The organism is Phenylobacterium sp. VNQ135 (genome assembly GCF_049445735.1).
Lineage (GTDB): Bacteria > Pseudomonadota > Alphaproteobacteria > Caulobacterales > Caulobacteraceae > Phenylobacterium.
Genome location: NZ_JBMSDS010000001.1, coordinates 1,054,962 through 1,080,982, shown reverse-complemented (window position 1 = coordinate 1,080,982; position 26,021 = coordinate 1,054,962). Strand labels below are relative to the sequence as shown.

General features: G+C 69.9%; 26 protein-coding genes. 13 read left to right on the top strand and 13 right to left on the bottom strand.

Features of this window, described 5'->3' with window-relative positions:
• Positions 1-15: 15 nt before the first annotated feature.
• From ACO2Q0_RS05415 to ACO2Q0_RS05405, 3 genes are all read right to left on the bottom strand, one after another.
• Entirely contained in the window at positions 16-1,863 is a 1,848-nt protein-coding gene (locus tag ACO2Q0_RS05415; protein ID WP_423350457.1) for an ATP-binding protein, read from the bottom strand.
• 99 nt (positions 1,864-1,962) lie between these two features.
• Positions 1,963-4,581, bottom strand: coding sequence for an aminopeptidase N (gene pepN, locus ACO2Q0_RS05410; protein ID WP_423350456.1), 2,619 nt, complete (start codon positions 4,579-4,581; stop codon positions 1,963-1,965).
• A gap of 54 nt (positions 4,582-4,635) precedes the next feature.
• Positions 4,636-4,878: a hypothetical protein gene (locus ACO2Q0_RS05405; RefSeq protein WP_423350455.1), complete on the bottom strand. Its 243-nt coding sequence runs from the start codon at positions 4,876-4,878 to the stop codon at positions 4,636-4,638.
• Between the two features lie 122 nt (positions 4,879-5,000).
• Here ACO2Q0_RS05405 and ACO2Q0_RS05400 point away from each other — a divergent pair, with 122 nt between their 5' ends.
• The 3 genes from ACO2Q0_RS05400 to ACO2Q0_RS05390 all read left to right on the top strand — a co-directional run bounded on the left by ACO2Q0_RS05400 (position 5,001) and on the right by ACO2Q0_RS05390 (position 7,679).
• Positions 5,001-5,201: a hypothetical protein gene (locus tag ACO2Q0_RS05400; RefSeq protein ID WP_423350454.1), complete on the top strand. Its 201-nt coding sequence runs from the start codon at positions 5,001-5,003 to the stop codon at positions 5,199-5,201.
• 119 nt (positions 5,202-5,320) lie between these two features.
• Positions 5,321-6,436 (top strand): acyl-CoA dehydrogenase family protein, encoded by a 1,116-nt coding sequence (locus ACO2Q0_RS05395; protein ID WP_423350453.1) that lies wholly within the window; start codon positions 5,321-5,323, stop codon positions 6,434-6,436.
• A 16-nt stretch (positions 6,437-6,452) separates the two neighbouring features.
• Positions 6,453-7,679, top strand: coding sequence for an acyl-CoA dehydrogenase family protein (locus ACO2Q0_RS05390; protein WP_423350452.1), 1,227 nt, complete (start codon positions 6,453-6,455; stop codon positions 7,677-7,679).
• Positions 7,680-7,689: 10 nt separating this feature from the next.
• On the opposite strand, the gene ACO2Q0_RS05385 is transcribed toward ACO2Q0_RS05390, so the two are convergent.
• From ACO2Q0_RS05385 to efp, 5 genes are all read right to left on the bottom strand, one after another.
• Positions 7,690-8,904: a glycosyltransferase gene (locus tag ACO2Q0_RS05385; protein WP_423350451.1), complete on the bottom strand. Its 1,215-nt coding sequence runs from the start codon at positions 8,902-8,904 to the stop codon at positions 7,690-7,692.
• 91 nt (positions 8,905-8,995) lie between these two features.
• On the bottom strand, positions 8,996-9,415 hold the full coding sequence (locus ACO2Q0_RS05380) for a CBS domain-containing protein (RefSeq protein ID WP_423350450.1): 420 nt from the start codon (positions 9,413-9,415) through the stop codon (positions 8,996-8,998).
• 62 nt (positions 9,416-9,477) lie between these two features.
• Entirely contained in the window at positions 9,478-11,070 is a 1,593-nt protein-coding gene (locus tag ACO2Q0_RS05375) for an amidase (RefSeq protein WP_423350449.1), read from the bottom strand.
• A 44-nt stretch (positions 11,071-11,114) separates the two neighbouring features.
• A complete protein-coding gene (locus ACO2Q0_RS05370; RefSeq protein WP_423350448.1) occupies positions 11,115-11,882 on the bottom strand; it encodes a sulfite exporter TauE/SafE family protein in 768 nt (255 codons plus the stop codon).
• Positions 11,883-11,996: 114 nt separating this feature from the next.
• Positions 11,997-12,563 carry an elongation factor P gene (efp, locus tag ACO2Q0_RS05365; protein WP_423350447.1) on the bottom strand — a complete coding sequence of 189 codons (567 nt, stop codon included), beginning with the start codon at positions 12,561-12,563 and terminating at the stop codon, positions 11,997-11,999.
• Between the two features lie 89 nt (positions 12,564-12,652).
• Here efp and epmA point away from each other — a divergent pair, with 89 nt between their 5' ends.
• From epmA to ACO2Q0_RS05345, 4 genes are all read left to right on the top strand, one after another.
• A complete protein-coding gene (gene epmA / locus ACO2Q0_RS05360) occupies positions 12,653-13,669 on the top strand; it encodes an EF-P lysine aminoacylase EpmA (protein WP_423350446.1) in 1,017 nt (338 codons plus the stop codon).
• A 28-nt stretch (positions 13,670-13,697) separates the two neighbouring features.
• The gene (locus ACO2Q0_RS05355) at positions 13,698-14,723 is read left to right on the top strand and encodes a lysine-2,3-aminomutase-like protein (protein ID WP_423350445.1); all 1,026 of its coding nucleotides are present in this window, start codon (positions 13,698-13,700) and stop codon (positions 14,721-14,723) included.
• 104 nt (positions 14,724-14,827) lie between these two features.
• The gene (locus ACO2Q0_RS05350; RefSeq protein WP_423350444.1) at positions 14,828-16,273 is read left to right on the top strand and encodes a L,D-transpeptidase family protein; all 1,446 of its coding nucleotides are present in this window, start codon (positions 14,828-14,830) and stop codon (positions 16,271-16,273) included.
• A 9-nt stretch (positions 16,274-16,282) separates the two neighbouring features.
• On the top strand, positions 16,283-16,591 hold the full coding sequence (locus tag ACO2Q0_RS05345; RefSeq protein ID WP_423350443.1) for a hypothetical protein: 309 nt from the start codon (positions 16,283-16,285) through the stop codon (positions 16,589-16,591).
• A gap of 6 nt (positions 16,592-16,597) precedes the next feature.
• On the opposite strand, the gene ACO2Q0_RS05340 is transcribed toward ACO2Q0_RS05345, so the two are convergent.
• Complete coding sequence (locus ACO2Q0_RS05340; RefSeq protein ID WP_423350442.1) at positions 16,598-17,152, bottom strand: DUF882 domain-containing protein; 555 nt, start codon at positions 17,150-17,152, stop codon at positions 16,598-16,600.
• 177 nt (positions 17,153-17,329) lie between these two features.
• Here ACO2Q0_RS05340 and ACO2Q0_RS05335 point away from each other — a divergent pair, with 177 nt between their 5' ends.
• The gene (locus tag ACO2Q0_RS05335) at positions 17,330-18,313 is read left to right on the top strand and encodes an MDR/zinc-dependent alcohol dehydrogenase-like family protein (RefSeq protein WP_423350441.1); all 984 of its coding nucleotides are present in this window, start codon (positions 17,330-17,332) and stop codon (positions 18,311-18,313) included.
• Entirely contained in the window at positions 18,310-19,350 is a 1,041-nt protein-coding gene (locus tag ACO2Q0_RS05330) for a Gfo/Idh/MocA family protein (RefSeq protein ID WP_423350440.1), read from the top strand. The genes ACO2Q0_RS05335 and ACO2Q0_RS05330 overlap by 4 nt, the downstream gene beginning before the upstream one ends.
• Before the next feature lie 4 nt (positions 19,351-19,354).
• Here the strand turns inward: ACO2Q0_RS05330 and ACO2Q0_RS05325 are convergent, their stop codons facing one another.
• The 3 genes from ACO2Q0_RS05325 to ACO2Q0_RS05315 all read right to left on the bottom strand — a co-directional run bounded on the left by ACO2Q0_RS05325 (position 19,355) and on the right by ACO2Q0_RS05315 (position 20,679).
• Positions 19,355-19,786, bottom strand: a complete 432-nt coding sequence (locus ACO2Q0_RS05325; RefSeq protein WP_423350439.1) for a group III truncated hemoglobin — start codon at positions 19,784-19,786, stop codon at positions 19,355-19,357.
• 54 nt (positions 19,787-19,840) lie between these two features.
• Positions 19,841-20,023 (bottom strand): CsbD family protein, encoded by a 183-nt coding sequence (locus ACO2Q0_RS05320; RefSeq protein WP_423350438.1) that lies wholly within the window; start codon positions 20,021-20,023, stop codon positions 19,841-19,843.
• A 62-nt stretch (positions 20,024-20,085) separates the two neighbouring features.
• Entirely contained in the window at positions 20,086-20,679 is a 594-nt protein-coding gene (locus ACO2Q0_RS05315) for a TetR/AcrR family transcriptional regulator (RefSeq protein ID WP_423350437.1), read from the bottom strand.
• A 96-nt stretch (positions 20,680-20,775) separates the two neighbouring features.
• Between ACO2Q0_RS05315 and ACO2Q0_RS05310 the strand changes: the two genes are divergently transcribed.
• Complete coding sequence (locus ACO2Q0_RS05310) at positions 20,776-21,144, top strand: CC_3452 family protein (protein ID WP_423350436.1); 369 nt, start codon at positions 20,776-20,778, stop codon at positions 21,142-21,144.
• A 24-nt stretch (positions 21,145-21,168) separates the two neighbouring features.
• Here ACO2Q0_RS05310 and ACO2Q0_RS05305 read toward each other — a convergent pair whose 3' ends face one another.
• On the bottom strand, positions 21,169-23,547 hold the full coding sequence (locus ACO2Q0_RS05305) for a PAS domain S-box protein (RefSeq protein ID WP_423350435.1): 2,379 nt from the start codon (positions 23,545-23,547) through the stop codon (positions 21,169-21,171).
• Positions 23,548-23,660: 113 nt separating this feature from the next.
• On the opposite strand from ACO2Q0_RS05305, the gene ACO2Q0_RS05300 reads away from it, so the two are divergent.
• From ACO2Q0_RS05300 to ettA, 3 genes are all read left to right on the top strand, one after another.
• Positions 23,661-23,942 (top strand): hypothetical protein, encoded by a 282-nt coding sequence (locus ACO2Q0_RS05300; protein WP_423350434.1) that lies wholly within the window; start codon positions 23,661-23,663, stop codon positions 23,940-23,942.
• Between the two features lie 12 nt (positions 23,943-23,954).
• Positions 23,955-24,203 (top strand): hypothetical protein, encoded by a 249-nt coding sequence (locus ACO2Q0_RS05295; RefSeq protein ID WP_423350433.1) that lies wholly within the window; start codon positions 23,955-23,957, stop codon positions 24,201-24,203.
• 109 nt (positions 24,204-24,312) lie between these two features.
• Positions 24,313-25,980, top strand: a complete 1,668-nt coding sequence (gene ettA / locus ACO2Q0_RS05290; RefSeq protein WP_423350432.1) for an energy-dependent translational throttle protein EttA — start codon at positions 24,313-24,315, stop codon at positions 25,978-25,980.
• Positions 25,981-26,021 lie beyond the last annotated feature (41 nt).

The following is a 26,021-nucleotide window of genomic DNA, read 5'->3' as shown; positions in this document are numbered from 1 at the left end:
GCGGGAGAAGGGGGATTAGGCGGCCACCGCCGCCGTCGCGCTCTGGCGGACGGGAAGGCTGAAGCTGGCGGTGGCGCCTTCGCCGATGCCGGCGCTCTTCAGGTCGAGCAGGCCGCCGTGCATCTCGACGAAGGCCTTGGTGAGCGCAAGGCCGAGGCCCGTGCCCTGCTGGGTCTTGGCGTGCTGGGTCTCGACCTGTTCGAACGGGCGGGCGAGGCGTTCCAAGTCCTCGGGCGAGATGCCGATGCCGGTGTCCTGCACGCTGATGCGGACCCGCTCGCCGCCGAGCGCATCGTCGCGGCGGTCGGCGCGGAGCGTGATGCGCCCGCCGCGCGGGGTGAACTTTATGGCGTTGGAGAGCAGGTTCAGCAGGACCTGCTTGATGGCCCGGTAGTCGGCCTCCACGTCCGGGAGCTCGACGAAATCCAGCACCAGCGTGAGGCCGGCGCTTTCGGCGCGGTTGCGGACCAGGCGCAGGGCGTCCTCGGCGATCTCCTCCAGCGAGCAGGGTTCGAACCGAAGGGTCATCTTGCCGGCCTCGATCTTGGACATGTCGAGGATGTCGTTGATCAGGGCGAGCAGGTGCTGGCCGGAATTGAGGATGTCACGGGCGTAGTCGCGGTAGCGGCTATCGCCGAGCGGCCCGTACATCTCGCCGACCATGATCTCGGAGAAGCCGTTGATGGCGTTCAGCGGCGTGCGAAGCTCGTGGCTCATGTTGGCCAGGAATTCGGACTTCGCCTGGCTGGCGCCCTCGGCGCGGATCTTCTCGGCCTCGTACTTGCGGGCGAGCTCGGAGAGCTGCTCCTGGCTGCGCTCCAGGGTGACGACGACGCGGCGGAGTTCGGCCTCCTTCAGGCGGCGGGCCTCTTCCTGCGCCTTCAGCACCGTGATGTCGGCGGCGGTGACGACGAGGCCGCCCTCGGCCGTCGGCCGTTCCGAGATCTGCACCCAGCGGCCGTCGGAGAGCTCCGCTTCGCGGACGCCCGGGCGGCCGCCGGGGGCCGGATATTCCTGGCGGATCGCCGAGCGGGCGGCGCGCTCGACCTGGTCGCGGCCGACGCCGGTAGCCAGCAGGATCGGCTCCAGGCTGAAGAAGTCGCGGAAGTTGTGGTTGCACATCAGGAGCCGGCCGTGCCGGTCCCAAAGCACGAAGGCCTCGGACACGCTCTCGATGGCGTCGCGCAGGCGGCTCTCCGCCTGCTGGGCGCGGGCCTGGGCCAGGCGCTCCTCGGTGACGTCCAGGGCGACGCCGATGATGCGGGCGTAGCCGCCCTCGGGCGCGTCGCCGAAGCCGCGGCCGCGGGCGTCGATCCACACCGGGCGGCCGCCGGCGGGGCTGGGCACGCGGAAGCTGACGTCGAAGTCGCCGTAGATCGCCGCGTTGGCGAGCGCCTCGCGCAGGCCGTCCCGGTGGCCGGGCGAGACGCGGTCCAGCACGGCCTGGCCCTCGACCACGCCGCCCCGCCAGCCGAAGAGGGCGGCGGTGACCTCGGACATGAAGATGCGGTCGGTGGCGAGGTCCCATTCCCAGATGCCGCACCGGGCGGCCTCGACCGCCATCCGGAAGCGCTGCTCGCTGTCGGTGAAGGCCGCATGGGCCTGCTCGACCCGGCGGGACTCGATCAGCAGCAGGACGCCGAGCGCGAAGGCCACGATCAGCGGGGCGGCCAGCCAGACCAGCTGTTCGACGGCGCCCTGCGGCCCGGCGCGCATCCGGAAGAGGGCCGCGACGGTGTAGACGGCGAGCAGCAGCAGGGCCGAGAGCACGCCGATCCGCGCGAAGCGCTGGGTGGGCGGCCGCACGGCGGCGAGCTCGGCCGGACGCCGCTCCTCCGCCGCCTTCACCGCCCCACCGAACAAGGCCAGACGCTCCCATCCCCGACGCCGGCAGCCCGGCGCAAATCAGGAGTCTAAGCGAAGTCGAGTCGCAGCGTAACCGTGACGGATCGACTCGCCCGGCTAGCCTTCGAGCGCGCGGGTGGCGAGCTCGTACACGTTCTTCGACAGGCCTTCCGTGGCGACGATGCGCGAGAGTTCGGCCTTCATCAGCTGGCCCAACTCCGGCCGGTAGCGGCGCCAGCCGCCCAGCGGGTCGACCAGGCGCGCGGCGGTCATCGGGTTGAAGCCGTCCACGGCCAGGATCTGGTCCGCCAGGAAGCGGTAGCCGGCCCCGCTCGGGTCATGGAAGCGGGCGGGATTGAAGTTGGCGAAGGTCGAGACGAGCGCCCGCAGGCGGTTCGGGTTCTTGGCGTCGAACGCAGGGTGGGCGGTGAGGCCCATCACGCGGCCGAGCGCCGCCTCGGACGGGTCGCGCGCCTGGACGGCGAACCACTTGTCGATGACCAGGGGCTCGGACTTCCAGCGATCGTAGAAGTCGGCCAGCGCCTCGTCGAAGGCCTCGCCGCCGATGTGCATGAGGGCCGAGAGGCCGCCCATGGCGTCGGTCATGTTGCCCGCGGCCTGATAGTGCCCCAGCGCGAGGTCGGCGACTTCGTGGCGGGGATTGGCGGCGAGCAGATCGAGTGCGGCGTTGCGCAAGGCGCGGCGGCCGGCGCCGGCGGCGTCCGGAGAGAATTCGCCGAGGTCCTGCAGGCCGGTGTGCAGCCGGCGCAGCTCCTGCTCCAGGTGGACAGAGAGGCGTTCGCGCAGGGCCTCGCGGGCGGCGTGGATGGCGGCCGGGTCGGCGGGGCTCATGCGCAGCGCAAGGTCGGTCTCGGCCGGCAGCGCCAGCAGCAGGGCCTTGAACGCGGCGTCGGACGCCTGGTCGCTGAGGGCGCGGCCGACGGCTTCTGCGTACCGCTCCTCGTTGACCTCGTCGGGCCGTCCGGCGGCGCGGGACAGGATCAGCTCCGCGGCGAGGTCCTGGCCGGCCTCCCACCGGTTGAACAGGTCCGGGTCGGCGGCGAGCTGGACGTAGCGGTCCTTCGGCGGCGCGTCGGTGGTCAGCACGACCGGCGCCGAGAAGCCGCGGAGCGCGGAGACGACCGGATCGCGATCGACGCCGGTGAGGGTGACGCTGACCTTGGCCTGGTCGAGGACGATGACCGTCTCGTCCACCGCCTTGCCGTCGCGTTCGAAGGCCTGGGTGCGGCCGTCGATGTCGAGCAACCCGACGGTGACGGGGATCGGCAGCGGCCGCTTGGTCGGCTGGCCCGGCGTGGGCGGCGTCTCCTGGGAAAGCTCCAGGGTCAGGCTGCGGGCGGCCTCGTCATAGCGGCTGGCGAGCGAGACGCGCGGCGTGCCGGCCTGTTCGTACCAGGCGAAGAAGTTGGAGAGGTCGCGGCCGGCCGCCTCCTCGAAGCAGCGGGTGAATTCCTCGACGGTGGTGGCGTGGCCGTCCCAGCGCTCGAAGTAGAGGTCCATGCCGGACCGAAAGGCCTCGGGGCCGATCAGGGTCCTGAGCATCCGGATCACCTCGGAGCCCTTCTCGTAGATCGTGGCGGTGTAGAAGTTGTCGATCTTCAGGTAGCTGGACGGGCGCACGGGGTGCGCGAGCGGGCCCTGGTCTTCGGCGAACTGGCGGGCGCGCAGCGCCTTCACGTCCTTGATCCGCTGGACGGCGTGGCCGCGCATGTCGGCCGAGAAGCTCTGGTCGCGGAAGACCGTGAGGCCCTCCTTCAGGCAAAGCTGGAACCAGTCGCGGCAGGTGATCCGGTCGCCGGTCCAGTTGTGGAAATACTCGTGGGCGACGACGCTCTCGATGCGTTCGAAATCGAGGTCCGTGGCGGTGGCCGGATCGGCGAGCAGCAGGGAGCTGTTGAAGATGTTCAGCCCCTTGTTCTCCATGGCCCCGAAGTTGAAGTCGCGGACGGCGACGATCATGAAGAGATCGAGGTCGTATTCGCGCCCGAAGGCGTCCTCGTCCCACTTCATGGAGCGCTTCAGCGCATCCATGGCGTAGGCGGCGCGGGGCGCCATGCCGGGATCGACGTAGATCCGCAGGTCGACGGTGCGGCCGCTCATGGTGACGAGCTTGTCTTCCAGCACGTCCAGCTCGCCGGCCACGAGGGCGAAGAGGTAGCTGGGCTTGGGGAAGGGATCGTTCCAGACCGCGAAATGACGGCCGTCCGGCAGCGCGCCCTGTTCGATCAGGTTGCCGTTGGACAGCAGGTGGTGGAACGCCTTGTCGGCCTCGATGCGGACGGTGAAGCGCGACAGCACGTCGGGCCGGTCGGGCCAGTAGGTGATGGTGCGGAAGCCCTCGGCCTCGCACTGGGTGCAGAAGCGGCCGCCGGACATGTAGAGGCCCGACAGCGCCTTATTGTTCTCGGGGTCGATCTCGACCTCGGTCTCCAGCGTGAAGATGGAGGGCGGGTTCGGGATCGTGAGCCATTCGTCGTCGATCTGGCGCTCGGCCTCGGAGAGCGTGCGGCCGTCGATGGCGATCGAGAGCGGCTTCAGCCGCTCGCCGTTGAACCGCAGGGGCTCGGCATGCTCACCGTTGCGGCGGACCGCGAGCCTGGCCTTCACGCGCGTGGCGTTCGGCGAAAGGTCGAAGGTCAGGAAGACCTCGTCCACCAGATAGGCCGGCGGGCGATAATCGGAGAGGCGGATCGGCTGGGGCGTCTCTGTGCGCATGAGGGCCATCTAGGCGTTCGGATGGGGCGGCGCCAAGGCGGCCGGACGAAGAGTTCAGCGCCCGGCGCGTCGCGGGCGAGGACAGGGCCGCTCGGACCAGCGGCCGTCCTGCTCGCGGATCAGGAGGTAGCATTCGACGCCCATGGCCGCAGCCTCGGCCGCGAGGGCGCGGGCGTGCTCGATCGCGTGGACACGGTAGGCGTAGGCCGCGACCTCCAAGGCGTTACGCTCCACCACCCATTTGTTGTCCCGCCAGGCCACGAGAATCTGCATGGCGGTCGGCTTGGCGACGCTCATTTGAGGTGCCGAACCGGCCGCGGGGCGCACAGGTTCCGAGATTTCCGCGCGCGGGGGTCAGGAAGGCGACAGACAGCCGCCCTCTTAGATGACCAAAACGGCGGGGCAGTTCGGGGCTTGCCGTGGCGTCTTACCGGATCTACCGCCTGGGCGCCGATGGCCGGCTTCTCCTGGGCGAGACCTTCGAAGCGGCGGACGACGCCGCGGCGGTCGCCAGGGCCGGGGCCCAGCACCGTACGGGCGTGGCCGCCGAGCTGTGGGCGGGCGGACGGATCGTCGGGCGCTTCTCGAAGCTGGGCGTGTTCACCCCGGGAGCCGGCTGAGCGGCTTCTGACCTCGCGGGATGACGCGAGGTCATACTTTTCAGGGCCTTCCCCGCGCGTATGCTCGCCGCCTGGAGAGGAAGCCGCGGCCGGAAATTACCGGCGCCATGGGGCCTTAGATGAATTTCGATTTTTCAGACGACCAGAAGTTCCTGAAGTCCGAGGCGCGCAAGTTCCTCGACGCCCACTGCACGACGCAACGCGTCCGCAAGACGCTGGACGACGACGGCCAGGCCTATGACGAGGGCCTGTGGAAGCAGGTGGCCGAGCAGGGCTGGCTGGGCGCCGCGATCCCCGAGGAGTACGGCGGCCTGGGCCTGGGCCACGTGGAGCTGTGCGCCATCGCCGAGGAGCTGGGCCGCGCCGTGGCGCCGATCCCGTTCGCGTCCACGGTCTATTTCCTGGCCGAGGCGGTGATGCTGGCCGGCTCGGAAGAGCAGAAGAAGGCCCTGCTGCCGAGGATCGCGGCGGGCGAGGTGATCGGCGCGCTGGCGACGTCCGAAGGGCCGGGCCCGGTGACGGCGCAGAGCGTCCAGGCCAGCGTCTCGGGCGGCAAGCTTTCGGGGACCAAGATCCCGGTGACCGACGGCGACATCGCCACGCATGCTGTGGTTCTGGCCAAGGAGGGCGGCAAGCCCGGCCTGTTCCTCGTGGACCTGTCGGCCGGCGGCGTGACCCGCGAGGCGCTGAAGACCCTGGACCCGACCCGCGACGCGGCGAAGCTGATCTTCGACGGCGCGGCGGCCGAGCGGCTGGGCGCGGCCGGCGAGGGCCTGTCGCTGCTGGAGCAGGTGCTGGACCGCGCCGCGGTTCTGATCGCCTTCGAGCAGTGCGGCGGCGCCGACCGCTGCCTGGAGATGGCCAAGGCTTATGCGCTGGAGCGCTACGCCTTCGGGCGCGTGATCGCGAGCTATCAGGCGATCAAGCACAAGCTGGCGGACATGTACGTGAAGAACGAGCTGGCCCGGTCGAACGCCTACTTCGGGGCCTGGGCGCTGAACACGAACGCGCCCGAGCTGCCGGTGGCGGCGAGCGCGGCGCGGATCGCGGCCTCCGAGGCGTACTGGTTCGGGTCGAAGGAGAACATCCAGACCCACGGCGGCATCGGCTTCACCTGGGAGGTGGACGCCCACCTCTACTATCGGCGCTCGCGCCAGCTCTCCCTCGTCGCGGGCGCGCCCCGCGTCTGGAAGGAGCGGCTGGTGAGCCACCTCGAACGGCGCAACGCGGCTTAAGGCGGGAGGAACGACCTTGGATTTCAACGACACCCCCGAAGAAGCCGCCTACCGCGCTCAGGTGCAGGCCTGGCTGAAGGAGAACGCGCCCAAGAAGAACGCGGGCGGCGATCCCGAGGGCGGCGACACCATGGCCGCGTCGAAGGCCTGGCAGGCCAAGAAGGCGGCGGCCGGCTACGCCCAGATCACCTGGCCGAAGGAATGGGGCGGCCCCGGCGGCACGCCGATCCAGCAGGTGATCTTCAACCAGGAAGAGGCCAAGCACCCGATCCCGCCGAACCCCTTCCAGATCGGGCTTGGGATGTGCGTGCCCACGGTGATGACCTTCGCCGACGAGGAGACCAAGAAGCGCTTCGTGGGCCCGGCCCTGCGCGGCGAGGAGATCTGGTGCCAGCTCTTCTCCGAGCCCTCGGGCGGATCGGACGTGGCGGCGGCGCGCACCCGTGCGGTGCAGGCGCCGGACGGCTCCGGCGACTGGATCATCGACGGCCAGAAGGTGTGGACCACGGGGGCCCAGTTCTCGAACTTCGGCATCGTCGTCACGCGGACCGACCCCGACGCGCCCAAGCACAAGGGCCTGACCATGTTCTGGGTCGACATGAGCGATCCGGGCATCGAGGTGCGGCCGATCCACCAGATGTCGGGCGGCTCGGGCTTCAACGAGGTGTTCTTCACCGGCGTGCGGGTGAAGGACAGCCAGCGGCTGGGCGCAGTCAACGACGGCTGGCGGGTCAGCCTCGTGACGCTGATGAACGAGCGGCTGGCGGTGGGCGGACCCACGGGCGCCGGCTGGAGCCAGTTCCTGGAGGCGGCCCGCGCGGTCACCGGCCTGGACGGCGGCCCGGCCATCAAGGACCAGGCGCTGCGCGAGAAGCTGGCGGACTGGTACGTCCAGACCGAGGGGCTGAAGCACACCCGCAACCGGACGATCACCGCGCTGTCGCGCGGGCAGACCCCGGGGCCGGAGAGCTCGATCGGCAAGGTGGTCAGCGCGCTGCAGATGCAGGAGCTGGCGAACAGCGCGGTCGAGATGATGGATCAGTACGGGATCATCGCCGACGAGACGCTGCTGCCGCTGAAGGGGGCGTTCCACTGGTCGCTGATGTTCGCGCCGGGCCTGCGGATCGCCGGCGGCACGGACGAGATCCTGAAGAACATCATCGCCGAGCGCGTTCTGGGCCTGCCCGGTGACATCCGGGTGGACAAGGACATCCCGTTCAAGGACGCGCCGACCGGGCGTTGAGCCCGCGGCGTCAGGCCGTCAGCGCAAGAGGCTGGCGGCCGCGCTGGGCGACGAGGCCGGAGTAGAGCCGGGTCAGCGCCTCGAAGGTGGCGTCCCAGCCGTGCCGGGCCTCGGCCCGCCGGCGGGCGGCGCGCGAAATCTCGCCGAGGTCGCGGGCGAACAGGGCCTCGATGGCCTCGGCCAGGCCGCGGGCGTCGACGCTCTCGGCCGGCTGGCCCACGGTCTCGTCGATCAGCTCGCCGACTCCGCCGCGCTTGGAGCCGACCACCGGCAGGCCGGCGGCCATGGCCTCCAGGACCACCAGGCCGAAGATCTCGTTCTCGTTGGCGTGCAGGCAGGCGTCGCAGGAGGCGATGATCCCGGCGAGCTTCACCGGGTCGCGCTCGTAGTCGAGGCAGATCACGGAGTCGGACGGCGTCACGTCCTTGCCGGCGCCGACCAGCAGCAGCTTGTAGGGTGCGCCCAGGCGCTCCACGGCCTCGACCATGGAGTCTATGTTCTTCTCCCGCGCCGGGCGGCCGGCGAACACCAGGAGACGGGTTTCGGCCGACAGGCCGAGGCGCCGGAACAGCCTGGCGCGGTCGCCCCGGACGGGATCGAACAGCTCGGTGTCGACGCCGAGCTGCTGGATCGACAGCCGCTCGACGCCGGCGTCGGCGAGGCGCGCGGCCATGTGCTGGGACGGCGCCACGACGTGGTCGAAGCGCTGGTAGGCCTGGGCCCAGAAGTTGAAGGTCGGCGCCTCGGCCCATTCGCCGAAGTGCAGGGCCGCCAGCGCCGCGGCGTCGGTGTGGCAGAAGCCCACGACCGGCACGCCCAGCGCCTCGCCGGCCTCGAGCGCGGCGTGGCCCGGCACGAAGACGTCGCCCGCCTCGATCACGTCGGGACGCAGCAGGGTGAGGATGGTCTCCCACTTCGCGAGGCTGGCCGGCATGCGGTAGCCGTTGCCGAAGGGCAGGCGCGCGGCGGCGACGGTCACGAGCCCGGCGGCGTCGGCCTGGGTGCGGGCGCCGGGCACCACCAGCGAGTGGCGGATGTCGGGGCGGCGCTTTTCCAGCCAGGCGCGCTTGGCCATGAGGTAGCGTTTCACGCCGCCGGACTTCGGCGCGTACATCATGGTCGTGTCGAGCAGGTGGAAGCCCGCTCCGCCCTCGACGCGCGGCGGCGTCGCCAGCACGGCGGGACGGACCTTCTCCGCCAGTCTGAGGGCGGTCGCTTCGGACACTCGGCCTGCCCTTTCGTCGTTGATGCTGTTGGACGCAGCGAGGAAGAGGGCCGCCGACCGCTCGCGTCCGCCCTCTCGGGAGAGAACGCGCCTAGTGCCGATTCGGCTCGCTGATCTCTTCCAGAGCTTGGCCAGTGGTCTTGTCCTTCCCCTGCTGGGCGATGTCGCCCAGGGACACGATGCCGACCAGGCGCTGGTCGTGGTCCAGGACGATCAGCCGCCGGACCTGAAGCTCGGCCATCTTATCGGCCGCGGCGGTGATGTCATCGTCCTCGTAGCAGTACTCGACGTCGGGGGTCATGACATCCATCACGGGCGTGTCGAAGCTGCGGGCCTCGCTGACGGCGCGGACGACGATGTCGCGGTCGGTGATCATGCCCTTCACCTCGGCGCCCTCGCAGACGGGGATGGCGCCGGAGTCGATCTCGCGCATGCGGCGGGCGACATCCTGGACGGTGTCCTGGGGTCTGGCGACTTCGACGTCGCGCGACATGATCTCGTTGATGCGCATGGCGGGGGGCTCCGGGGTTCAAGCTCGCCGCCATAACCCCGTAACGCGAGCGAAGTTGCGCCTCAGCGGGGATCGTAGGCTTCGGCGATGTCGGGACGCTTGGCGAGGCTGGGCAGGAAGTCGGGTTCGCGGCGCGCCCGGCTCTGCTGCTCGTAGGCGTAACCGAAGCCCAGCAGCTTCGCCTCGGACCAGGCCGGTCCGAGGAACGAGATCCCCACCGGCAGGCCGCCGGCGTATCCCATCGGCACGGTCAGGTGCGGGTAGCCCGACACCGCCGGAAGGGTGGAGGGCGAGCCGAAGAAGCGCCCGCCGTTCACCGGATCGACGATGGATGGCGGACCGCCGCTCGGGGCGACGATGGCGTCCACCTTACCCTCTGCGAGCATGCGGTCGAGGGCGGCCGCCGCCAGCCGGCGGGCTTCGGCGCGCTTGGCCTGCATGGCGGGATCGGTTGCCGCGGGCGTCTTGGCGGACTGTTCGAAGATCTCCTGGCCGAAGAGCGCGAGCTCGCGGGGCTCGGCCTTGTTGAAGGCGATGAGCTGGTCGAGCGTGCGGCTCTTCACCTTTTGCGGGGTGGAGGCGAGGTAGGCGTCCAGGGCGGCCTTGAATTCCCAGCGCAGCAACTCGCCCTCGAGCGCGCCGACCCGGGCGAGCTCCACGTCGCTGGGGCCCTTCACGTCCACGAGCACGGCGCCCGCGGCCTTCAGATCCTCCAGGGCCTTCTCGAAGGCGGCGTCCAGCACCGGAAGCTGGCCCTTGCCGCGGTTCCAGACTCCGATGCGCACGCCCTTCAGCGCATCGCGGTCGAGCGCCTTGAGGTAGTCGGCCTTCTTCGCATCGGCCTCGGCGGTGGCGGGGTCCGCCGGATCGGAGCCGGCGATGACCGAGAGCACGGCTGCGGCGTCGGCGACGGTTCGGGTCATCGGTCCGGCGGTGTCCTGGGCCGGCGAGATCGGCACGATGAAGGTGCGGGAGACCAGGCCCACCGTGGGCTTCAGGCCAACGATCCCGTTCATGGCCGCCGGGCAGGTGACGGAGCCGTCCGTCTCGGTGCCGATTGCGACCGCGCCGATGCCGGCTGCGATCGCCGCGCCCGAGCCGGAAGAGGAGCCGCAGGCAGTGCGGTCCAGCGAATAGGGATTGCGGACCAGGCCGCCCACGGCGCTCCAGCCGCTGATCGAGCGCGTCGAGCGGAAGTTCGCCCATTCCGAGAGGTTGGTCTTGCCCAGGATGACGGCGCCGGCCTCGGTCAGGCGTCTGACGATGGGCGCGTCGCGGCCGGTGACATTGTCGGCGAGCGCCAGCGACCCCGCGGTCGTGGGCAGGCCGATGTCAGCCTCGATGTTGTCCTTCAGCAGGACCGGCACGCCGTGCAGCGGGCCGCGCAGCTTGCCGGCGGCGCGCTCGGCGTCGAGCCTGCGAGCCTCGGTGATGGCCCGGGGGCTGAGGGCGATGACGCTGTTCAGCTTGGGACCGGCGCGGTCGATCTCGGCGATGCGGTCGAAATAGGCGCGAACGAGGAGCTCGGAGCTGACGCGGCCGTCCTTCATCGCCGCCTGCTGCTGGCCGGCCGAGGCATAGGGGCTGAGCGCGGGCTGGGCCACGGCGGCCGCGGCGACGGCGAGCGCGGCGACGGCGACGACGGTGCGGATCATCAGGAAGCCCCCCGGAAACACTGAGCTTCGGTTGTAGCGCGAGATCAGAACAGCGCCACCGCCTGCCATGCGGCCAGGGCGACGACGACGAGGCCGACCAGCCACGTCAGCATCCGCAGCGGCAGGACCTTGGTGGCCCATCCGGCGATAGGCGCGGCCACGACGCCGCCGGCGATGAGACCGCCGAGCTGCCAGAGGAGGCCGCGCAGGCCTTCGGTCTCCCAGTGGCCGGTGAGCAGACTGGCCAGGAAGGCGGCGGAGGTGGCCACCGCCACGAAGACCTCGGCCGTATTGGTGGTGCCGATGGCCTTGCGGGCGTCTGCTCCGGCGCCCATCAACGAGGAGGTCACGACCGGACCCCAGCCGCCGCCGCCAATGGCGTCGAAGAAGCCGCCGACGAGGCCGAGCGGCAGGGGCTGCTTCCAGGAGAAGACCTTGGGTCGGGTCTGGCGCCAGGCGCGGTAGAGGATGACGACGCCCATGAGGCCCAGCCAGGCGACGACGAACGGCTTAACCACCTCGCCGGGGATCGAGGTGAGGACATAGGCGCCCAGCACGCCGCCCACGACCCCGCCGCCCGACAGCAGGCCGAGCAGCTTCCAGTCCACGTTGCGATGGAAGATGTGGGACAGGCCGGACGCCGCTCCGGTGAAGACCTTGGCGGCGTGGACGCTGGCCGAGGCGTTGGCCGGGGTGACGCCCGCCGACAGCAGGACCGAGGTGGAGATGACGCCATAGGCCATCCCCAGCGCGCCATCGACGAGCTGGGCCGCGAAGCCGACGGCGGCGAAGAGCCAGAAATCCGGATCCATTCGGCCGCCAGCTAAGGCACAGGTTGGCCGGGAGCCAACCAGTTTCGCTGATGGCGCGGTGAGGGAAGGTGCACGTCGCCCTTCTCCCGCGAGGGGAGAAGGGGACCAGGACGCCTAGTCCTTGGCGCGTTCCTGGTAGGAGCCGTCTTCGGTGAGGACCACGATCTTGGTGCCGGCGGTGATGTACGGCGGGATCATGGTGCGCAGGCCGTTGGAGAGTACGGCCGGCTTGTAGGACGAGGACGCCGTCTGGCCCTTCACGGAAGGCTCGGTATCGACGACCTCGAAGACCGCCGTGCGCGGCAGCTCGATGGCGATCGGCACGCCCTCGTGGGTGGAGAGCTGAACCTTGCAGCCGTCGGTCAGGTAGTACTTGGCGTCGCCGATGATGTCGGGCGAGGCGGTGACCTGATCGTAGGTCTCGGGGTTCATGAAGTGGTAGCCGTCGCCGTCCTCGTAGAGGAAGGTGTAGTCACGGTCGTCGACAGTGGCGCGCTCGACCGTCTCGGTGGTGCGATAGCGTTCCGACACCTTCACGCCGTCCGAGATGCGGCGCATGTTGAGCTGGGTGACGGGCGTGCCCTTGCCGGGGTGGATGTTCTCGGCGCTGAGCACGACGTAGAGCTTGCCTTCGAGATCGACGACATTGCCCTTGCGGAGGGAGCTGGCGGAAACCTTCAAGTTCGGTCCTCGAGGATGCTTTGCGAGTTCTTGGCGGGCTCGTATAGCGACCTTCGCCGAAATCGCCAGTCCCAGAGGCGTCGCACCCCTTGCCTGAAGCCCGTCCTTCGCCCTGGTGGAGCCCTCAGCGCCACGCCGACCGGCGGCCGTTCCTCGAGGGACGCGGGCGGATCACGCGGGCCTTCCGCGCCTGGTTCGAGGCCCACGGCTTCACCGAGGTGGAGACGGCGGCCCTGCAGGTCTCGCCGGGGAACGAGGCCCATCTGCACGCCTTCGCCACGGAGGCGCTGACCACGGCGGGCGAGGCGCGGCCCCTCTATCTGCACACCTCGCCGGAGTTCGCCTGCAAGAGCCTGCTGGCGGCGGGCGAGCGGCGGATCTTCAGCCTGGGCAAGGTGTGGCGCAACCGCGAGCGCGGGCCGCTGCACCACCCCGAGTTCACGATGCTGGAGTGGTATCGGGCGGCCGAGGCCTATGAGGCGATCATGGACGACTGCGCCGCGCTGATGCGGCGGGCGGCCGAGGCGGCGGGAACCCGCGAGCTCACCTGGCGCGAGGGCGCCTGCGATCCCTTCGCCGAGCCCGAGCGGCTGACGGTGGCCGAGGCGTTCGACCGCTACGCCGGCATCGACCTGTTCGGGGACCTGGCGGCGCAGGCGAAGGCCGCCGGAATGCGCGTGGCCGACGATGACGTCTGGGCCGACGTGTTCTCGAAGATCATCGTCGAGAAGGTGGAGCCCAGGCTGGGCTTCGGGCGGCCGACCATCCTCTGCGAATACCCGACGAGCGAGGCGGCCCTGGCCCGGAAGAAGGCGGGCGATCCGCGGGTGGCCGAGCGGTTCGAGCTCTATGCCTGCGGCGTGGAGCTGGCCAACTGCTTCGGCGAGCTGACCGACGCCGCCGAGCAGCGGGTGCGGTTCGAGGCGGAGATGGCCGAGAAGCAGCGCGTCTATGGCGAACGCTATCCCATCGACGAGGACTTCCTCAGCGCCCTGGAGCTGATGCCGGAGGCGAGCGGCGGCGCGCTGGGCTTCGACCGGCTGGTGATGCTGGCGGTCGGCGCGCGGCGGATCGAGGACGTGCTCTGGACGCCGGTCGCCGAATAGCCGGGAATGGTGTAAGGGGCGCGCCCTCATGACCCGCCCTTTGCGCACTGCTGAAGACCTGGTGGCCGCCGGCCTCGCGCCCGCCGAGGCGCTGCCCGAGCTGGCGCGGGTGGCGGAGCGCTATGCCGTGGCGATCACGCCGCCGATGGCGGAGCTGGCGCGGGCTTGCGAGGGCGTGGCGCGGCAGTTCGTACCGACCAAGGCGGAGCTTGCCACCACGGCGGAGGAGCGGGCGGACCCGATCGGGGACGAGGCCCATTCGCCGGTGGAGGGAATCGTCCACCGTTACCGCGACCGGGTGCTGCTGAAGGCCAACCACGCCTGCGCGGTCTATTGCCGGTTCTGCTTCCGGCGCGAGATGGTGGGGCCGGACGGCGTGCGGCCGCTGTCGCCGGAGCAACTCGATGCGGCCATGGCCTACATCGCCGCCGATCCGGCCATCTGGGAGGTGATCGTCACCGGCGGCGATCCGCTGATCCTGTCGCCACGGCGGCTGCGGGACATCGGCGAGCGCCTGGCCAGGATCGACCATGTGAAGGTCGTCCGCTTTCACACCCGCGTGCCGGCGGTGGACCCGGGCAGGGTGACGGACGAGTTGGTCGCGGCGCTGATGGCCTCGGGCAAGACCGTATGGGTGGCGCTGCACGCCAACCATCTGGAGGAACTGACGGCGGAAGTGCGCAAGGCCTGCGCGCGGATCATCGACGCCGGCGCGGCCATGGTCAGCCAGACGGTGCTGCTGAAGGGCGTAAACGACGATCCGGCGGTGCTGGAGGCGCTGATGCGGGGCTTCGTCGAGACCCGGATCAAGCCCTACTACCTGCACCACGGCGACCTGGCGCCCGGCACCGGCCATTTCCGCACGACGATCGAGGAGGGGCAGGCGGTGATGCGCGACCTGCGGGGGCGGCTGTCGGGCCTGGCGCAGCCGACCTACGTGCTGGACATCCCCGGCGGGCACGGCAAGGCCCCGATCGGGCCCAACTATGTGCACGGAAACCACATCGAAGATCCTGCGGGCTTGCGCCACGCATATCCGCCCGCGTGCGAGTGATATCCGTCAATCCGCCGTTCAGCGACATTGCGGCAAAGACGGTGAATCGAAATGGCTTTTCACGCGTTGATGGCGTGAGGCGGCGTCCTAGGGGAAGACCTTCAATGCGTTGGGCGTGGATGGCGGCGGTTCCGGCGGTTCTGGCGAACGCCGTGGCTGTGGCGCAGGAGCCGCCGGTGGTGACGCCGCCGCCCGCAGCGGCCGCCGTGGCGGCGCCCGCCCCGACCATCGTCCTGTCCCCCGCGCAGGCCGAGACGGCGCTCAAGGTCCTGAACGACGCCAGCCTGCATGGGCTGAAGCCGAAGGACTATCTGCCCGCCGATCCCTCCGACAATGCGGCGCTGACGCAGGGCCTGCTGCGCTACGCCCGGGACGTGAAGACCGGCCGGCTGGCGCTGGGCGACTTCCCGGAGTTGTGGGCCGTGCGGCCGGCGCCTTATGACCCTGCGCCCGAACTGGCGCGCGCCGTGGCCGAGGACCGGCTGCAGCCGTGGCTGGACGGCCTGGCGCCGCGCTACGCCGGCTATGTGGCGCTGAAGCGCGGGCTCGTCCGCTATCGCGACATCGCCGCGGCCGGCGGCTGGGAGATCATCCCGCAGGGCGGACCGATGGGGCTGGGCTCGACCGATCCGCGGGTGCCCGCGTTGCGCAAGCGGCTGGCCGTGGAGGACCCGCAGACCCAGGCGACGGGTTCGGCCACCTTCGACAAGGCGCTGCAGGATGCGGTGGTCCGCGCCCAGAAGCGCTATGGCCTGAAGCCCGACGGCGTGGTGGGCAACGGCACGCTCGCCTACCTGAACCAGCCCGTCGGCCAGCGCGTGCTGCAGATCATCGCCAACATGGAGCGCTGGCGCTGGCTGCCCGCGACCATGCCGGCCACCCGCGTGCAGGTGAACTCGGGCGCGGCCATCGTCACCCTGTTCCGGGACGACAAGCCGGTGCTGTCGATGAAGGCGGTCTCGGGCAAGCCCGGCGACGAGACGCCGATGCTTATGTCGGCGATCCATTCGGTGGTGATCAACCCGCCCTGGAACGTGCCCAGCCGCATCGCCCGTGAGGAGCTGTGGCCGAAGGAGCGGGCGCATCCGGGATACCTCGCCAGCCACAGCTACCGGATCATCCCGGTCGAGGGCGGCGAGCCCCGGCTGCAGCAGAAGTCCGGCGACAGCAGTGCGCTGGGGCGCTTCAAGTTCGACTTCGACAACCCGTTCACGGTCTATCTGCACGACACCCCCAGCAAGGGGACGTTCGACCTCTACGCGCGGCAGGCGAGCCACGGCTGCGTGCGGCTGGAGAAGGCGCGAGCCCTGGCCGAGGCCCTGCTCGGGACCGATCCAAAGTGGTCGCCCGAAGGCATCGACGCGGCGCTGGGCGACGGCTCCAAGACCCAGCGGGTCAAGCTGTCCGAGCAGGTGCCTGTGATGATCCTGTACTGGACCGCCTTCGCCGGCGCCGATGGGCAGATGCACTTCCGCTCCGATCCCTATAATTGGGACCGCCTGCTGCTGACCAAGGTGGGCGTCGTGGGCCAGGCGCCCGTGAAGGCTTAAGAGAGACCGATGCTGAAGAAGGTTCTGTGGGTCGCGCTCGCGTGCGCGGTGCTGCTGGCGGCGCTGGCCATCAGCCGCGGCGTGAGGTTCACGTCCGAGCCGGTGAAGACCGAGCCGGTGGCGACGGCCCCCGCGGCGGAGGAGGCGGCCGAGCCCGCCGCCGCCCAGGCGCCCGAGCCGCAGCCGACGGCGCCGCCTCAGCCGACGCCGGAAGAGCTGCAGGTGCAGGAAGACGCCGCGGCGGTCGGCCTGACGACGGTCGAGCCTGAGGCGGAGCCTGCGCCGGAGACGCCGGCGGCCAAGACGCCGCCGCAGTAGGCTAGATCAGGCGCCGCGCCACTGGCGGACCCGGCCGGTGTCCACGTGGACGAAGTTGGACACCGGGTAGAAGCCGACCCCGCCGGCGCCGACGGCCAGGGCGGCCTTCTGGAGGTGGGCGAGCTCGACGCCCTGGATCCGGACGTCCACGGCCTTGCCCTGGGTGTGCTGACTGGTGGATGCGACGCCCTTGCTCCTGGCGTGCAGCATGGCGTTGGTCTTAGGCGAACGGTAGCCGGAGATGATCTGGAAGGGCTGGCGCGTCTCCAGCTTGTCGCCGATGGCGTGCAGGGCGTCGAACAACCCGGGATCCATGAAGTGCTCGTCGCCGGTGCGCCAGTCGCGCAGCACCCGCTGGGCCTCGGCCAGGGCGTCGGGCAGGTAGCGGCCGTTCTCGAAATAGACGTCGTTGAAGGCGTCGCCGGTGTGCAGGTTCTTCAGCGCGGCCCGGCGGGGCGCGGCGGGCGAGAGCGCTTGGGCCCAGGCGGGCAGGGCGAAGGCGGAGAGGCCGAACGCGCCGGCGAGCGCCAGCGCATCACGACGTCGGACTAGGGTGGGCATCCCAAACACATCCTGACCGGCGAACGGGTAGAGCAAAGATGGCGGCTCGAGCCTTAGCGTCAACCTAACAAGCGCCGCGGTGCGACGAGAGGTAGCGATTGGCCAAGGTTCGGGCGGAACCAAGGCCAAGCCGCGCGGTTCTGCTCGCAGGGAAAGCCAATTTGACTGCGAGGGGTGATGGACGGTTCCCAGACCGTTTCTACGACCATGCGCGCCGCGGTGGTTTCGGGACCCGGCGAGATGCGTCTCGAGCAGGCGGCGCTGCCGCAGCCCGGCGCCGGTCAGGTGCGGGTCCGGCTGGAGGGGTGCGGGGTCTGCGCCTCGAACCTGACGCCCTGGGAAGGGCCTGAGTGGATGACGTTCCCGACGGAGCCCGGCGCGCTGGGACACGAGGGTTGGGGCGTGGTGGACGCCGTCGGGGACGGCGTGGAGGAACTGGCGCCGGGCGATCGCGTCGCCGCGCTCTCGTACAAGTCCTACGCCGAGTACGACGTCGCCGACGCCTCGGCCTGCGTGAAGCTGCCGCCGGAGCTGGACGGCAAGCCTTTCCCCGGCGAGCCGCTGGGCTGCGCCATGAACATCTTCCGCCGGGCCGACGTGCAGGCGGGGCAGACGGTGGCGATCGTCGGCATCGGCTTCCTGGGCGCGATCCTCACCCGGCTGGCCACGGACGCGGGCGCCCGCGTGATCGCCATCTCGCGGCGGCCGTTCTCGCTCGACGTGGCCAAGCAGTTCGGAGCCGCCGAGGTCGTTCCGATGGACGACCACTGGGCCATCATCGAGAAAGTCCGCGAACTCACCGGCGGCACGTTCTGCGAGCGGGTGATCGAGGCGGTGGGCAAGCAGTGGCCGCTGGATCTGGCGGCCGAGCTCTGCGCCGAACGCGGCAAGCTGATCATCGCGGGCTACCACCAGGACGGCCCCCGACAGGTGAACATGCAGCTCTGGAACTGGCGCGGCCTGGACGTGATCAACGCCCATGAGCGGGACCCGGCGGTCTATGGGCAGGGCCTGCGGGAAGCCGTGGACGCCGTGGCCTCGGGCCGGCTGGATCCCTCCTCGCTCTACACCCACAGCTATCCGTTGGAGGAGCTGGACCAGGCGCTGGACGCCACGCGAGATCGGCCGGACGGCTTCCTCAAGGCGCTGGTGACGCTGTGAACGACGTGCTGGAGAAGCTTCGGCTGAAGTCCTCCGCCACCACGCGTCCGCGGATCGGATTCTTGGGCGTGGGCTGGATCGGACGCCACCGGATGCAGGCCATGGCCGACACCGGTCTCGTCGAGGTGGCGGCCATCGCCGATCCCTCGGCTGAGATGGCCGCCGAGGCGCGGAAGATCGCGCCGGAGGCGGAGATCGTCGGCGACCTCGACGACCTCCTCGCGGCCGATCTGGACGGATTGGTGATCGCCACCCCGAGCGCCATGCACGCCGCGCAGTCGATCCGCGCGCTCGACGCCGGCCTCGCGGTCTTCTGCCAGAAGCCGCTCGGGCGGACGGCGTCGGAAGCGGCCTGCGTCGTGGCGGCCGCCCGGCAGGCTGACCGGCTGCTCGGCGTGGACTTCTCCTACCGCTTCACCGAGGGCATGCGGCGGATCCGCGAGATCGTGCAGGCCGGAGAGATCGGCAAGGTGTTCGCGGCCGACCTCGTCTTCCACAACGCCTATGGGCCGGACAAGCCGTGGTTCTACGACCCAGAGCTGTCGGGCGGCGGCTGCGTCATGGACCTGGGCGTGCACCTGGTGGACCTGGCGCTGTGGGCGCTGGACTTCCCGGACGTGGAGGACGTGCAGGCCGACCTGTTCGCCGGGGCAGCGCCGCTGGCGGGCCGGACCGACACCGTCGAAGACTATGCCGAATGCCGGCTGAGGCTGGCCGGCGGGACGGTGGTGCGGCTGGCCTGTTCGTGGCGGCTGCAGGCCGGGTCCGACGCGATGATCCAGGCCGGCTTCTACGGGTCGGACGGCGGCGCGGCGCTGAAGAACCGCGACGGCTCGTTCTACGATTTCACGGCCGATCGCTACCGCGGCACCGCTCGGGAGAGCCTGTCCGAGCCGCCCGACGCCTGGGGCGGCCGGGCCGCGGCGGACTGGGCGCGCAGGCTGGCCGAGGGACAGCGGTTCGACCCCGCGGCCGAGCGGCTGGTGGACGTGGCCCGGGTGCTGGACCGCATCTACGGACGCCAGGCGCCCGTGTAGCAGGCTAGCGGTTGAGCGGCGGAATCTCGCCGCGGCTGACGGCGAGGCCGAGCTTCAGGCTCTCGCCGATCATCTCGGCCTTGGCGATGAAGAGGTCGGCGGCTTCGGGGCGGCAGACGCGACGGGCGGCGTCGCGCCACAGGTCCAGCCAGCGGGGGAAATGCGCGACCTCAACGCCCGGGGTGCGGGCGTGAGCCGCCATGGGAGAGCCCTTGAAGCGGCCGGTGACCAGCAGGACCGAGGACCAGAAGTCGCACAGCTTGGAGAGGTGTTCGTCCCAGTCGTCGATGGCGGCGTTGAAGACCGGGCCCAGCACCTCGTCCTCGCGCACACGGGCATAGAAGGTGTGCACCTGGGTGCGGATCACGTCCTCGGTCACTCCGGCGGCCAGGCCGGGACCGATGCGCGGTCCACGCGGATGCTCGACAGCGTTCATGCTTCCCGGAGATAGCGCCGAATTCGCCGGCGCCAACTCCGGGCGCATACGGACCTAGTGCTTCAGCACGTCGCGGGCCGCTTCCTTCAGGTTGCCGACGCCCTTCTGGACCTTGCCTTCGACACGGTCGGCCGTGCCTTCGGACTCCAGGCGTTCGTCCCCGGTCGCGCGGCCGGCGGCTTCCTTCATGGCGCCCTTCATGTCCTTGCCGGCGCCCTTCATCTCATCGCGGTGCATGCTGATCCTCCTCGAGCTTGCGTGGCTCAGGACAATCAAATGAGCGACGGATTGTTCCGTCGTCAGCCGGCCTCCCGCGCCGTTCGGTCCAGGAGGGCCTCGAACGCAGCCTGGGCCGAGCGCCGGGCGTCGGCGTCGCCCATGATCCGCCGGGCGTCGAGATGGCCCAGCGCGAAACTCTTCATCTGGAAGTAGGCCGCCTGGGCCTCGGGGTCGGGCAGGGGCGGTTCGCGAAGACCCTGGAACTGGCGGATGAGCGTATTCTTCCACTGCTGAAGCCGCTTCTGGAGCAGGTCGCGCACCGGCCCCGGCTGGTCGTCCAGTTCGACGCTGAACGCCATGATGGGGCAGCCCCCCTCCGCCCACTTCTTGTCTTCCCAGTCGAGCCAGAGCTCGAAGATCCGCGAGAGGCGCTCGCGGGCGGTGGGCAGGCGCTCGGCGGGACGCCAGACGAATTCGGTGAAGAGCAGGGTCACATAGTCGACGATCTCGAGCTCCATCGCCTCCTTCGAGTCGAAGTGCTTGAAGAGACCGCTCTTGGAGAGCCCGACGGCATCGGCCACGTCGGCAAGGCTCACGGCCCCCAGGCCGCGCAGCGCAGCCTGGCGCGCCGCCGCCTCGACGATCCGCAGCCGTGTCGCTTCACCCTTACGCATACAGGCCAAGCCTCCTGCTTGACAGAAAGTGACCGACCGTGCTCTTTCTGCCTTTAGCGACCGGTCGTGCTCTTTTCTATCGGAAGGATCACGAAGATGCAAAGTTTCAGAGTTGTGGGGGCGATGGCCGCAGCGGCCCTCGTCTCGGGCTTGGCCGTGGCCGGCGCGGCCCACGCCCAGGCAGCGCGCACGGGCGAGTTCGGCGGTGAGGCGACGCTTGCATCGCCGGCTCATGCCCCGCCGTCGGCGACCATCGACGGCGTCGCCTGGCGTTGCGAAGGCGACCAGTGCCTGGGCCATGCCGCCCGGCGTTCGGGCGCTGACGGCCTGGTCAAGGAGTGCAAGCGGGTGGCGGCCGTAGTCGGCCCGATCGCCAGCTACAAGAGCCGCGGCCGCGAACTGACCGCCGGTCAGGTCCGCGCCTGCAACCGCGGCGCGGTGACGATCCAGACGGCCCGCAACTAGCCGGGACGTTCGGCGCGTGAAGGTCTAGGCGTCCCGCCGTGCTCGACGGGAACGGGCCGCCTGCAGGTCGACCAGCTTTCCGTCGGCGTCTTCCTCGCCGGGATCCCCACCGGGACCGAGGAGGGCGCCGATGGCCCGGTTGAGTTCGGCCATCTTGTACGGCTTGCGCAGGATCGGGAATTCGCCGCCGATGCCCTCGGCGGCCTTGCTGTATCCCGTCGCCAGAAGCACCGGCGTGTCAGGCGCGATCTCGCGGATCCGGCGCGCGAGCCCCAGACCGTCCATTTCTCCAGCCATGACGATGTCGCTGAACACGAGGTCGGGCTTCTCCTCGTTCGCCAGCGCCGCGAGGGCCGCGTCGGCCGAGCCCACCACGACCACGGAATGGCCGAGCTGCTCCAGCATCGCGGCGGCGACCTCCGCCACCTCGGGATTGTCCTCGACCACCAGGATCAGGGCGCTGGCGGCCACGACATCGGCCTCCTGGCCCTCAATCGCTTCGGCCGGCGCGCCGCTGCGGGGGAGGTAGAGGATGAAGGTCGCGCCCTGTCCGAGTTCGCTTTCCACATCGAGCCCGCCGCCCGACTGCTCGGCGAAGCCGTACACCTGGGAGAGGCCAAGGCCGGTGCCCTTGTTGACCTCCTTGGTGGTGAAGAACGGGTCGAAGATGCGCGGCAGGATATCCGGCGGGATGCCGACGCCGGTGTCTTCCACGCGGACGGCAACGAAGTCGCCCTTGAGCCCTTCGCCGGGCTTGTCGAGGGTCACGTTGCGCGCCTGAAGGGTCAGCATCCCTCCGCCTGGCATGGCGTCCCGCGCGTTGACCGCCAGGTTCAGCAGCGACAGCTCCAGCTCGCTGGGGTCCACTTTCACGGGCCAGAGGTCGTCGGGCAGATCGAGCTGCAGGCCGACGGAGGACGGCAGGCTGGTGGCGATCAGCGCCCGCAGGTCCTCCAGGCGCTCCGAAAGCGAAATCGAGCGGGGCTGCAGACGCTGGCGGCGCGAGAAGGCGAGCAGGTGGCGCGTCAGGTCCTCGCCGCGCTTGGCGGAGGCCTCGATGGCGTCCAGCGCCCGCAGCGCCCGGGCGTCGTCGGCCAGCCGCTTGCGAAGAAGCTGCGCCTGGCCGGTCACCACCATGAGGAGATTGTTGAAGTCGTGCGCGACGCCGCCGGTGAGCTTGCCCAGCGCCTCGAGCTTCTGGGCCTGGGCGAGCTGCTCGTGGGCGCGCTGCAGCTCCAGCTGGGCGTTCCGCTTCTCGGTGATGTCGCGCGTGATTTTGGCGAAGCCCACCAGCATCCCGCGCTCGTCCCGGATCGCGTCGATGACGACGCTGGCCCAGAACAGGCTTCCGTCCTTGCGGACCCGCCAGGCCTCGGACTCGTAGCGGCCATGCTCGGTCGCGGCCTGCAAGGCGCGGGCGGGCAGGCCCGCGGCGCGGTCGGCCTCGGTGTAGAAGCGGCTGAAGTGCTGGCCGATGATCTCGTCGGCCTTGTAGCCCTTGATGTGCTGGGCGCCGATGTTCCAGCTGGAGACGATGCCGTTCGGGTCCAGCATGTAGAGCGCATAGTCCACGACGCCCGCCACGAGCAGGCGGAACTGCCGCTCGCTGTCGGCCAGGGCGTCCTCGGCGGCCTTACGCTGACTGATGTCGCGGGTGATCTTGGCGAAGCCGATGAGGCGACCGTCGTCGTCGTGGACGGCGTCCAGCACCACCAGCGCCCAGAAGCGGCTGCCGTCCTTGCGCATCCGCCAGCCCTCGGCCTCGAAGCGGCCGTCGCGGCGGGCGGTTTCGATCGCCCTGGCGGGAAGGCCGGCGGCGCGGTCCTCGGGCGTGTAGAAGAGGCTGAAGTGGGAGCCCACGATCTCGTCGGCCGTGTAGCCCTTGATGCGCTGAGCGCCGGCGTTCCAGTTGATGACGGAGCCGTTCACGTCGAGCATGAAGATGGCGTAGTCGATGACGCTTTCCACCAGCAGGCGGAAGCGGCGCTCGCTTTCGAGCAGTTCCTGCCGCGCCGCCCGCTCGGCCGTCATGTCGCGCGTGATCTTGGCGTAGCCGGTGATCTCGCCGGCCTCGCTGCGCACCGCATGGAGGACGCCTTCCGACCAGAAGCGGCTGCCGTCCTTGCGCAGCCGCCAGCCGGCGGTCCTGACGCTGCCCGCCGCGGCGGCTTGGGCAAGCAGGCTCTGGGGGATGCCCGCGTTGCGCTCCTCCAGGGTGAAGAAGCGGTCGAACGGCTGGCCGAGGATCTCGCCGGCGGTGTAGCCCTTCAGACGCTCGGCGCCGGCGTTCCAGCTGGAGACCCGTCCGCCGGTGTCGAGCATATAGATCGCATACTCGGTGAGCGCGTCGACCAGATGCTCGAAACTGGGTTGTGCGTAGGTGGGGTTGCTCACGGCCGCCATCGGCTCACTTTACACCACCACGACCGCCGCGCGATGGGGTCGCCTGCAGGTTGACAGCGGCGTCGGCGCGCCGAAGGATCGCCCCCGCAATCGCGGAGAGACCCCCCTTGGAAATGGGCGCGCACCAGTTCAGTCCCCCCGACGATCCCACCGATGAAACCGGTGGAACGCGCCCGTATGGCGATCGGTTCCCCAGCAATGCGGACGACTTCGCCTACAAGGTCGAGATCTGGGACGCGAACGGCGAGTTCGCCGAGCGGGTGGTGGCGGTGAGCCTGAGCTCTTCCATCGGCTACGCAGCGTTCTACGCGGCCACGCGGGAATTCCCCGGGCGGGTGGTCACCCTGCGGCACAGGGACCGGGTCATGAGCCGCTGGACCGGCCAGGCGCACTGAGCGGCGGCCGCCATGAACAAGCGTCAGGACGGCGAAGGACATGAGAGCGCGCTGGCTCCGTTCGTCGGGCGCGAGTCCGACGAGCCGCTCGCCTATGTGGTGGAGCTCTGGACCCTCAGCCGCGACCGGGCGGAACGGGTGATCGGACGGGCCGCCAGCGCCGCCGTGGCCCAGGCGATCTTCACGGCCGCCCAGAGCGAGCACCTGGGGCGGCGGATCGTGCTCCGCCGCGGAGCCAAGGTGCTGGCCGAAGCCGGCTGAGCTTCGGGAAGGCCGCGCCAGATCGCCCGTCGGCGTTGCGCCGGAGGGCCCGGCCCGCTATCTGCACCGCGACTTTTCCGGACATTCCAAGAAAGAGCGCGGACGCCCAATGGCGCAGCAGTACATCTTCCAGATGCAGGGCCTGACCAAGGCCTATCCCGGCGGCAAGAAGGTCTTCGAGAACATCTGGCTGTCGTTCTATTCCGACGCGAAGATCGGCGTCGTCGGGGTCAACGGCTCGGGCAAGTCGACCCTGCTGAAGATCATGGCGGGGATCGACAAGGAATTCACGGGCGAGGCCAAGGCCGCCGACGGCGTGAAGATGGGCTACCTCGAGCAGGAGCCGCAGCTCGACGAACAGCTGAACGTCTGGGGCAATGTGATCGCCTGGTGCGACGAGAAGAAGATCGTCGACCGCTACAACGCCATCGCCGCCGAACTGGGCGAGAACTACACCGACGAGCTGATGGAGGAGATGACCGCCCTCCAGGAGAAGATCGACGCCGGCGACCTGTGGGACATCGACAGCCGCATCGAGATGGCGATGGATGCGCTGCGCTGCCCGCCCAACGACTGGCCGGTGGACAAGCTGTCGGGCGGGGAGAAGCGCCGCGTCGCGCTGGCCCGCCTGCTGCTGTCGAAGCCCGACATGCTGCTGCTGGACGAGCCGACCAACCACCTCGACGCCGAAAGCGTCGCCTGGCTGCAGCATCACCTGGAAGCCTTCCCGGGCTGCGTGATCCTGGTGACCCACGACCGCTACTTCCTGGACCAGGTGACCAAGTGGACCCTGGAGCTCGATCGCGGCAAGGGCATCCCCTACGAGGGCAACTACTCCGGCTGGCTGGAGCAGAAGACCAAGCGGATCGTGCAGGAGCAGTCCGAGAGCGAAGCCCGCCAGCGGGCGATGACCCGCGAACTGGAATGGGTGCGTTCGGGCGCCAAGGCCCGGCAGGCCAAGTCGAAGGCGCGTCTCGCCCGCTACGAGGAGATGGTCCGCGAACAGGAGAACGCGCGCCAGGCCCAGACCTTCGCCGCCATCCAGATCCCGCCGGGCCCGCGCCTGGGCAACGTGGTGCTCGAGGCCGAGAACCTGTCGAAGGCCTATGGCGACAAGGTCCTGTTCGAGAATCTGTCGTTCAAGCTGCCGCCGAACGGCATCGTGGGCGTCATCGGCCCGAACGGCGCCGGCAAGTCGACCCTGTTCAAGATCATCACCGGCCAGGAGCAGCCCGACAGCGGGACCTTCCGGCTGGGCGAGACCGTCAAGCTGTCGTACGTCGACCAGAGCCGCGACGCGCTCGATCCGGACAAGACGATCTGGCAGGAGATCTCGGGCGGGCTGGACGTGCTGGCGGTCGGCAAGCGCGAGATCAACACCCGCAGCTACGTGGGTTCGTTCAACTTCCGCGGCGGCGACCAGCAGAAGAAGGTCGGCTTGCTGTCCGGCGGTGAGCGGAACCGCGTCCACCTGGCCAAGACGCTGACGGAAGGCGGCAACGTCATCCTGCTCGACGAGCCGACCAACGACCTCGACATCGAGACGCTTCAGAACCTGGAAGAGGCGCTGGAGGAGTTCGCCGGCTGCGCCGTGGTCATCAGCCACGACCGCTGGTTCCTGGACCGGCTGGCCACGCACATCCTGGCCTTCGAAGGCGACAGCCACGTGGAATGGTTCGAGGGCAACTTCGAAGCCTACGAAGAGGACAAGAAGCGCAGGCTCGGCGCCGACAGCCTCATCCCGCACCGGATCAAGTTCCAGAAGTTCGCGCGGTAGGAATCCGGTCCCCAAGGGGCTGGCCTATCTAAGGTAGAGCT

What these genes read in the sequence shown, in the direction of transcription:
- ACO2Q0_RS05305 (WP_423350435.1), bottom strand. Translation starts at nt 23,547, where the DNA reads ATGGCGGCCGTGAGCAACCCCACCTACGCACAACCCAGTTTCGAGCAT.
- ACO2Q0_RS05320 (WP_423350438.1), bottom strand. Translation starts at nt 20,023, where the DNA reads ATGCACCGCGATGAGATGAAGGGCGCCGGCAAGGACATGAAGGGCGCC.
- ACO2Q0_RS05370 (WP_423350448.1), bottom strand. Translation starts at nt 11,882, where the DNA reads ATGGATCCGGATTTCTGGCTCTTCGCCGCCGTCGGCTTCGCGGCCCAG.
- ACO2Q0_RS05315 (WP_423350437.1), bottom strand. Translation starts at nt 20,679, where the DNA reads ATGCGTAAGGGTGAAGCGACACGGCTGCGGATCGTCGAGGCGGCGGCG.
- ACO2Q0_RS05310 (WP_423350436.1), top strand. Translation starts at nt 20,776, where the DNA reads ATGCAAAGTTTCAGAGTTGTGGGGGCGATGGCCGCAGCGGCCCTCGTC.
- ACO2Q0_RS05340 (WP_423350442.1), bottom strand. Translation starts at nt 17,152, where the DNA reads ATGCCCACCCTAGTCCGACGTCGTGATGCGCTGGCGCTCGCCGGCGCG.
- ACO2Q0_RS05295 (WP_423350433.1), top strand. Translation starts at nt 23,955, where the DNA reads ATGAACAAGCGTCAGGACGGCGAAGGACATGAGAGCGCGCTGGCTCCG.
- ACO2Q0_RS05375 (WP_423350449.1), bottom strand. Translation starts at nt 11,070, where the DNA reads ATGATCCGCACCGTCGTCGCCGTCGCCGCGCTCGCCGTCGCCGCGGCC.
- ACO2Q0_RS05325 (WP_423350439.1), bottom strand. Translation starts at nt 19,786, where the DNA reads ATGAACGCTGTCGAGCATCCGCGTGGACCGCGCATCGGTCCCGGCCTG.
- ACO2Q0_RS05355 (WP_423350445.1), top strand. Translation starts at nt 13,698, where the DNA reads ATGACCCGCCCTTTGCGCACTGCTGAAGACCTGGTGGCCGCCGGCCTC.
- ACO2Q0_RS05300 (WP_423350434.1), top strand. Translation starts at nt 23,661, where the DNA reads ATGGGCGCGCACCAGTTCAGTCCCCCCGACGATCCCACCGATGAAACC.
- pepN (WP_423350456.1), bottom strand. Translation starts at nt 4,581, where the DNA reads ATGCGCACAGAGACGCCCCAGCCGATCCGCCTCTCCGATTATCGCCCG.
- ettA (WP_423350432.1), top strand. Translation starts at nt 24,313, where the DNA reads ATGGCGCAGCAGTACATCTTCCAGATGCAGGGCCTGACCAAGGCCTAT.
- ACO2Q0_RS05380 (WP_423350450.1), bottom strand. Translation starts at nt 9,415, where the DNA reads ATGCGCATCAACGAGATCATGTCGCGCGACGTCGAAGTCGCCAGACCC.
- ACO2Q0_RS05395 (WP_423350453.1), top strand. Translation starts at nt 5,321, where the DNA reads ATGAATTTCGATTTTTCAGACGACCAGAAGTTCCTGAAGTCCGAGGCG.
- ACO2Q0_RS05350 (WP_423350444.1), top strand. Translation starts at nt 14,828, where the DNA reads ATGCGTTGGGCGTGGATGGCGGCGGTTCCGGCGGTTCTGGCGAACGCC.
- ACO2Q0_RS05345 (WP_423350443.1), top strand. Translation starts at nt 16,283, where the DNA reads ATGCTGAAGAAGGTTCTGTGGGTCGCGCTCGCGTGCGCGGTGCTGCTG.
- ACO2Q0_RS05405 (WP_423350455.1), bottom strand. Translation starts at nt 4,878, where the DNA reads ATGAGCGTCGCCAAGCCGACCGCCATGCAGATTCTCGTGGCCTGGCGG.
- ACO2Q0_RS05335 (WP_423350441.1), top strand. Translation starts at nt 17,330, where the DNA reads ATGGACGGTTCCCAGACCGTTTCTACGACCATGCGCGCCGCGGTGGTT.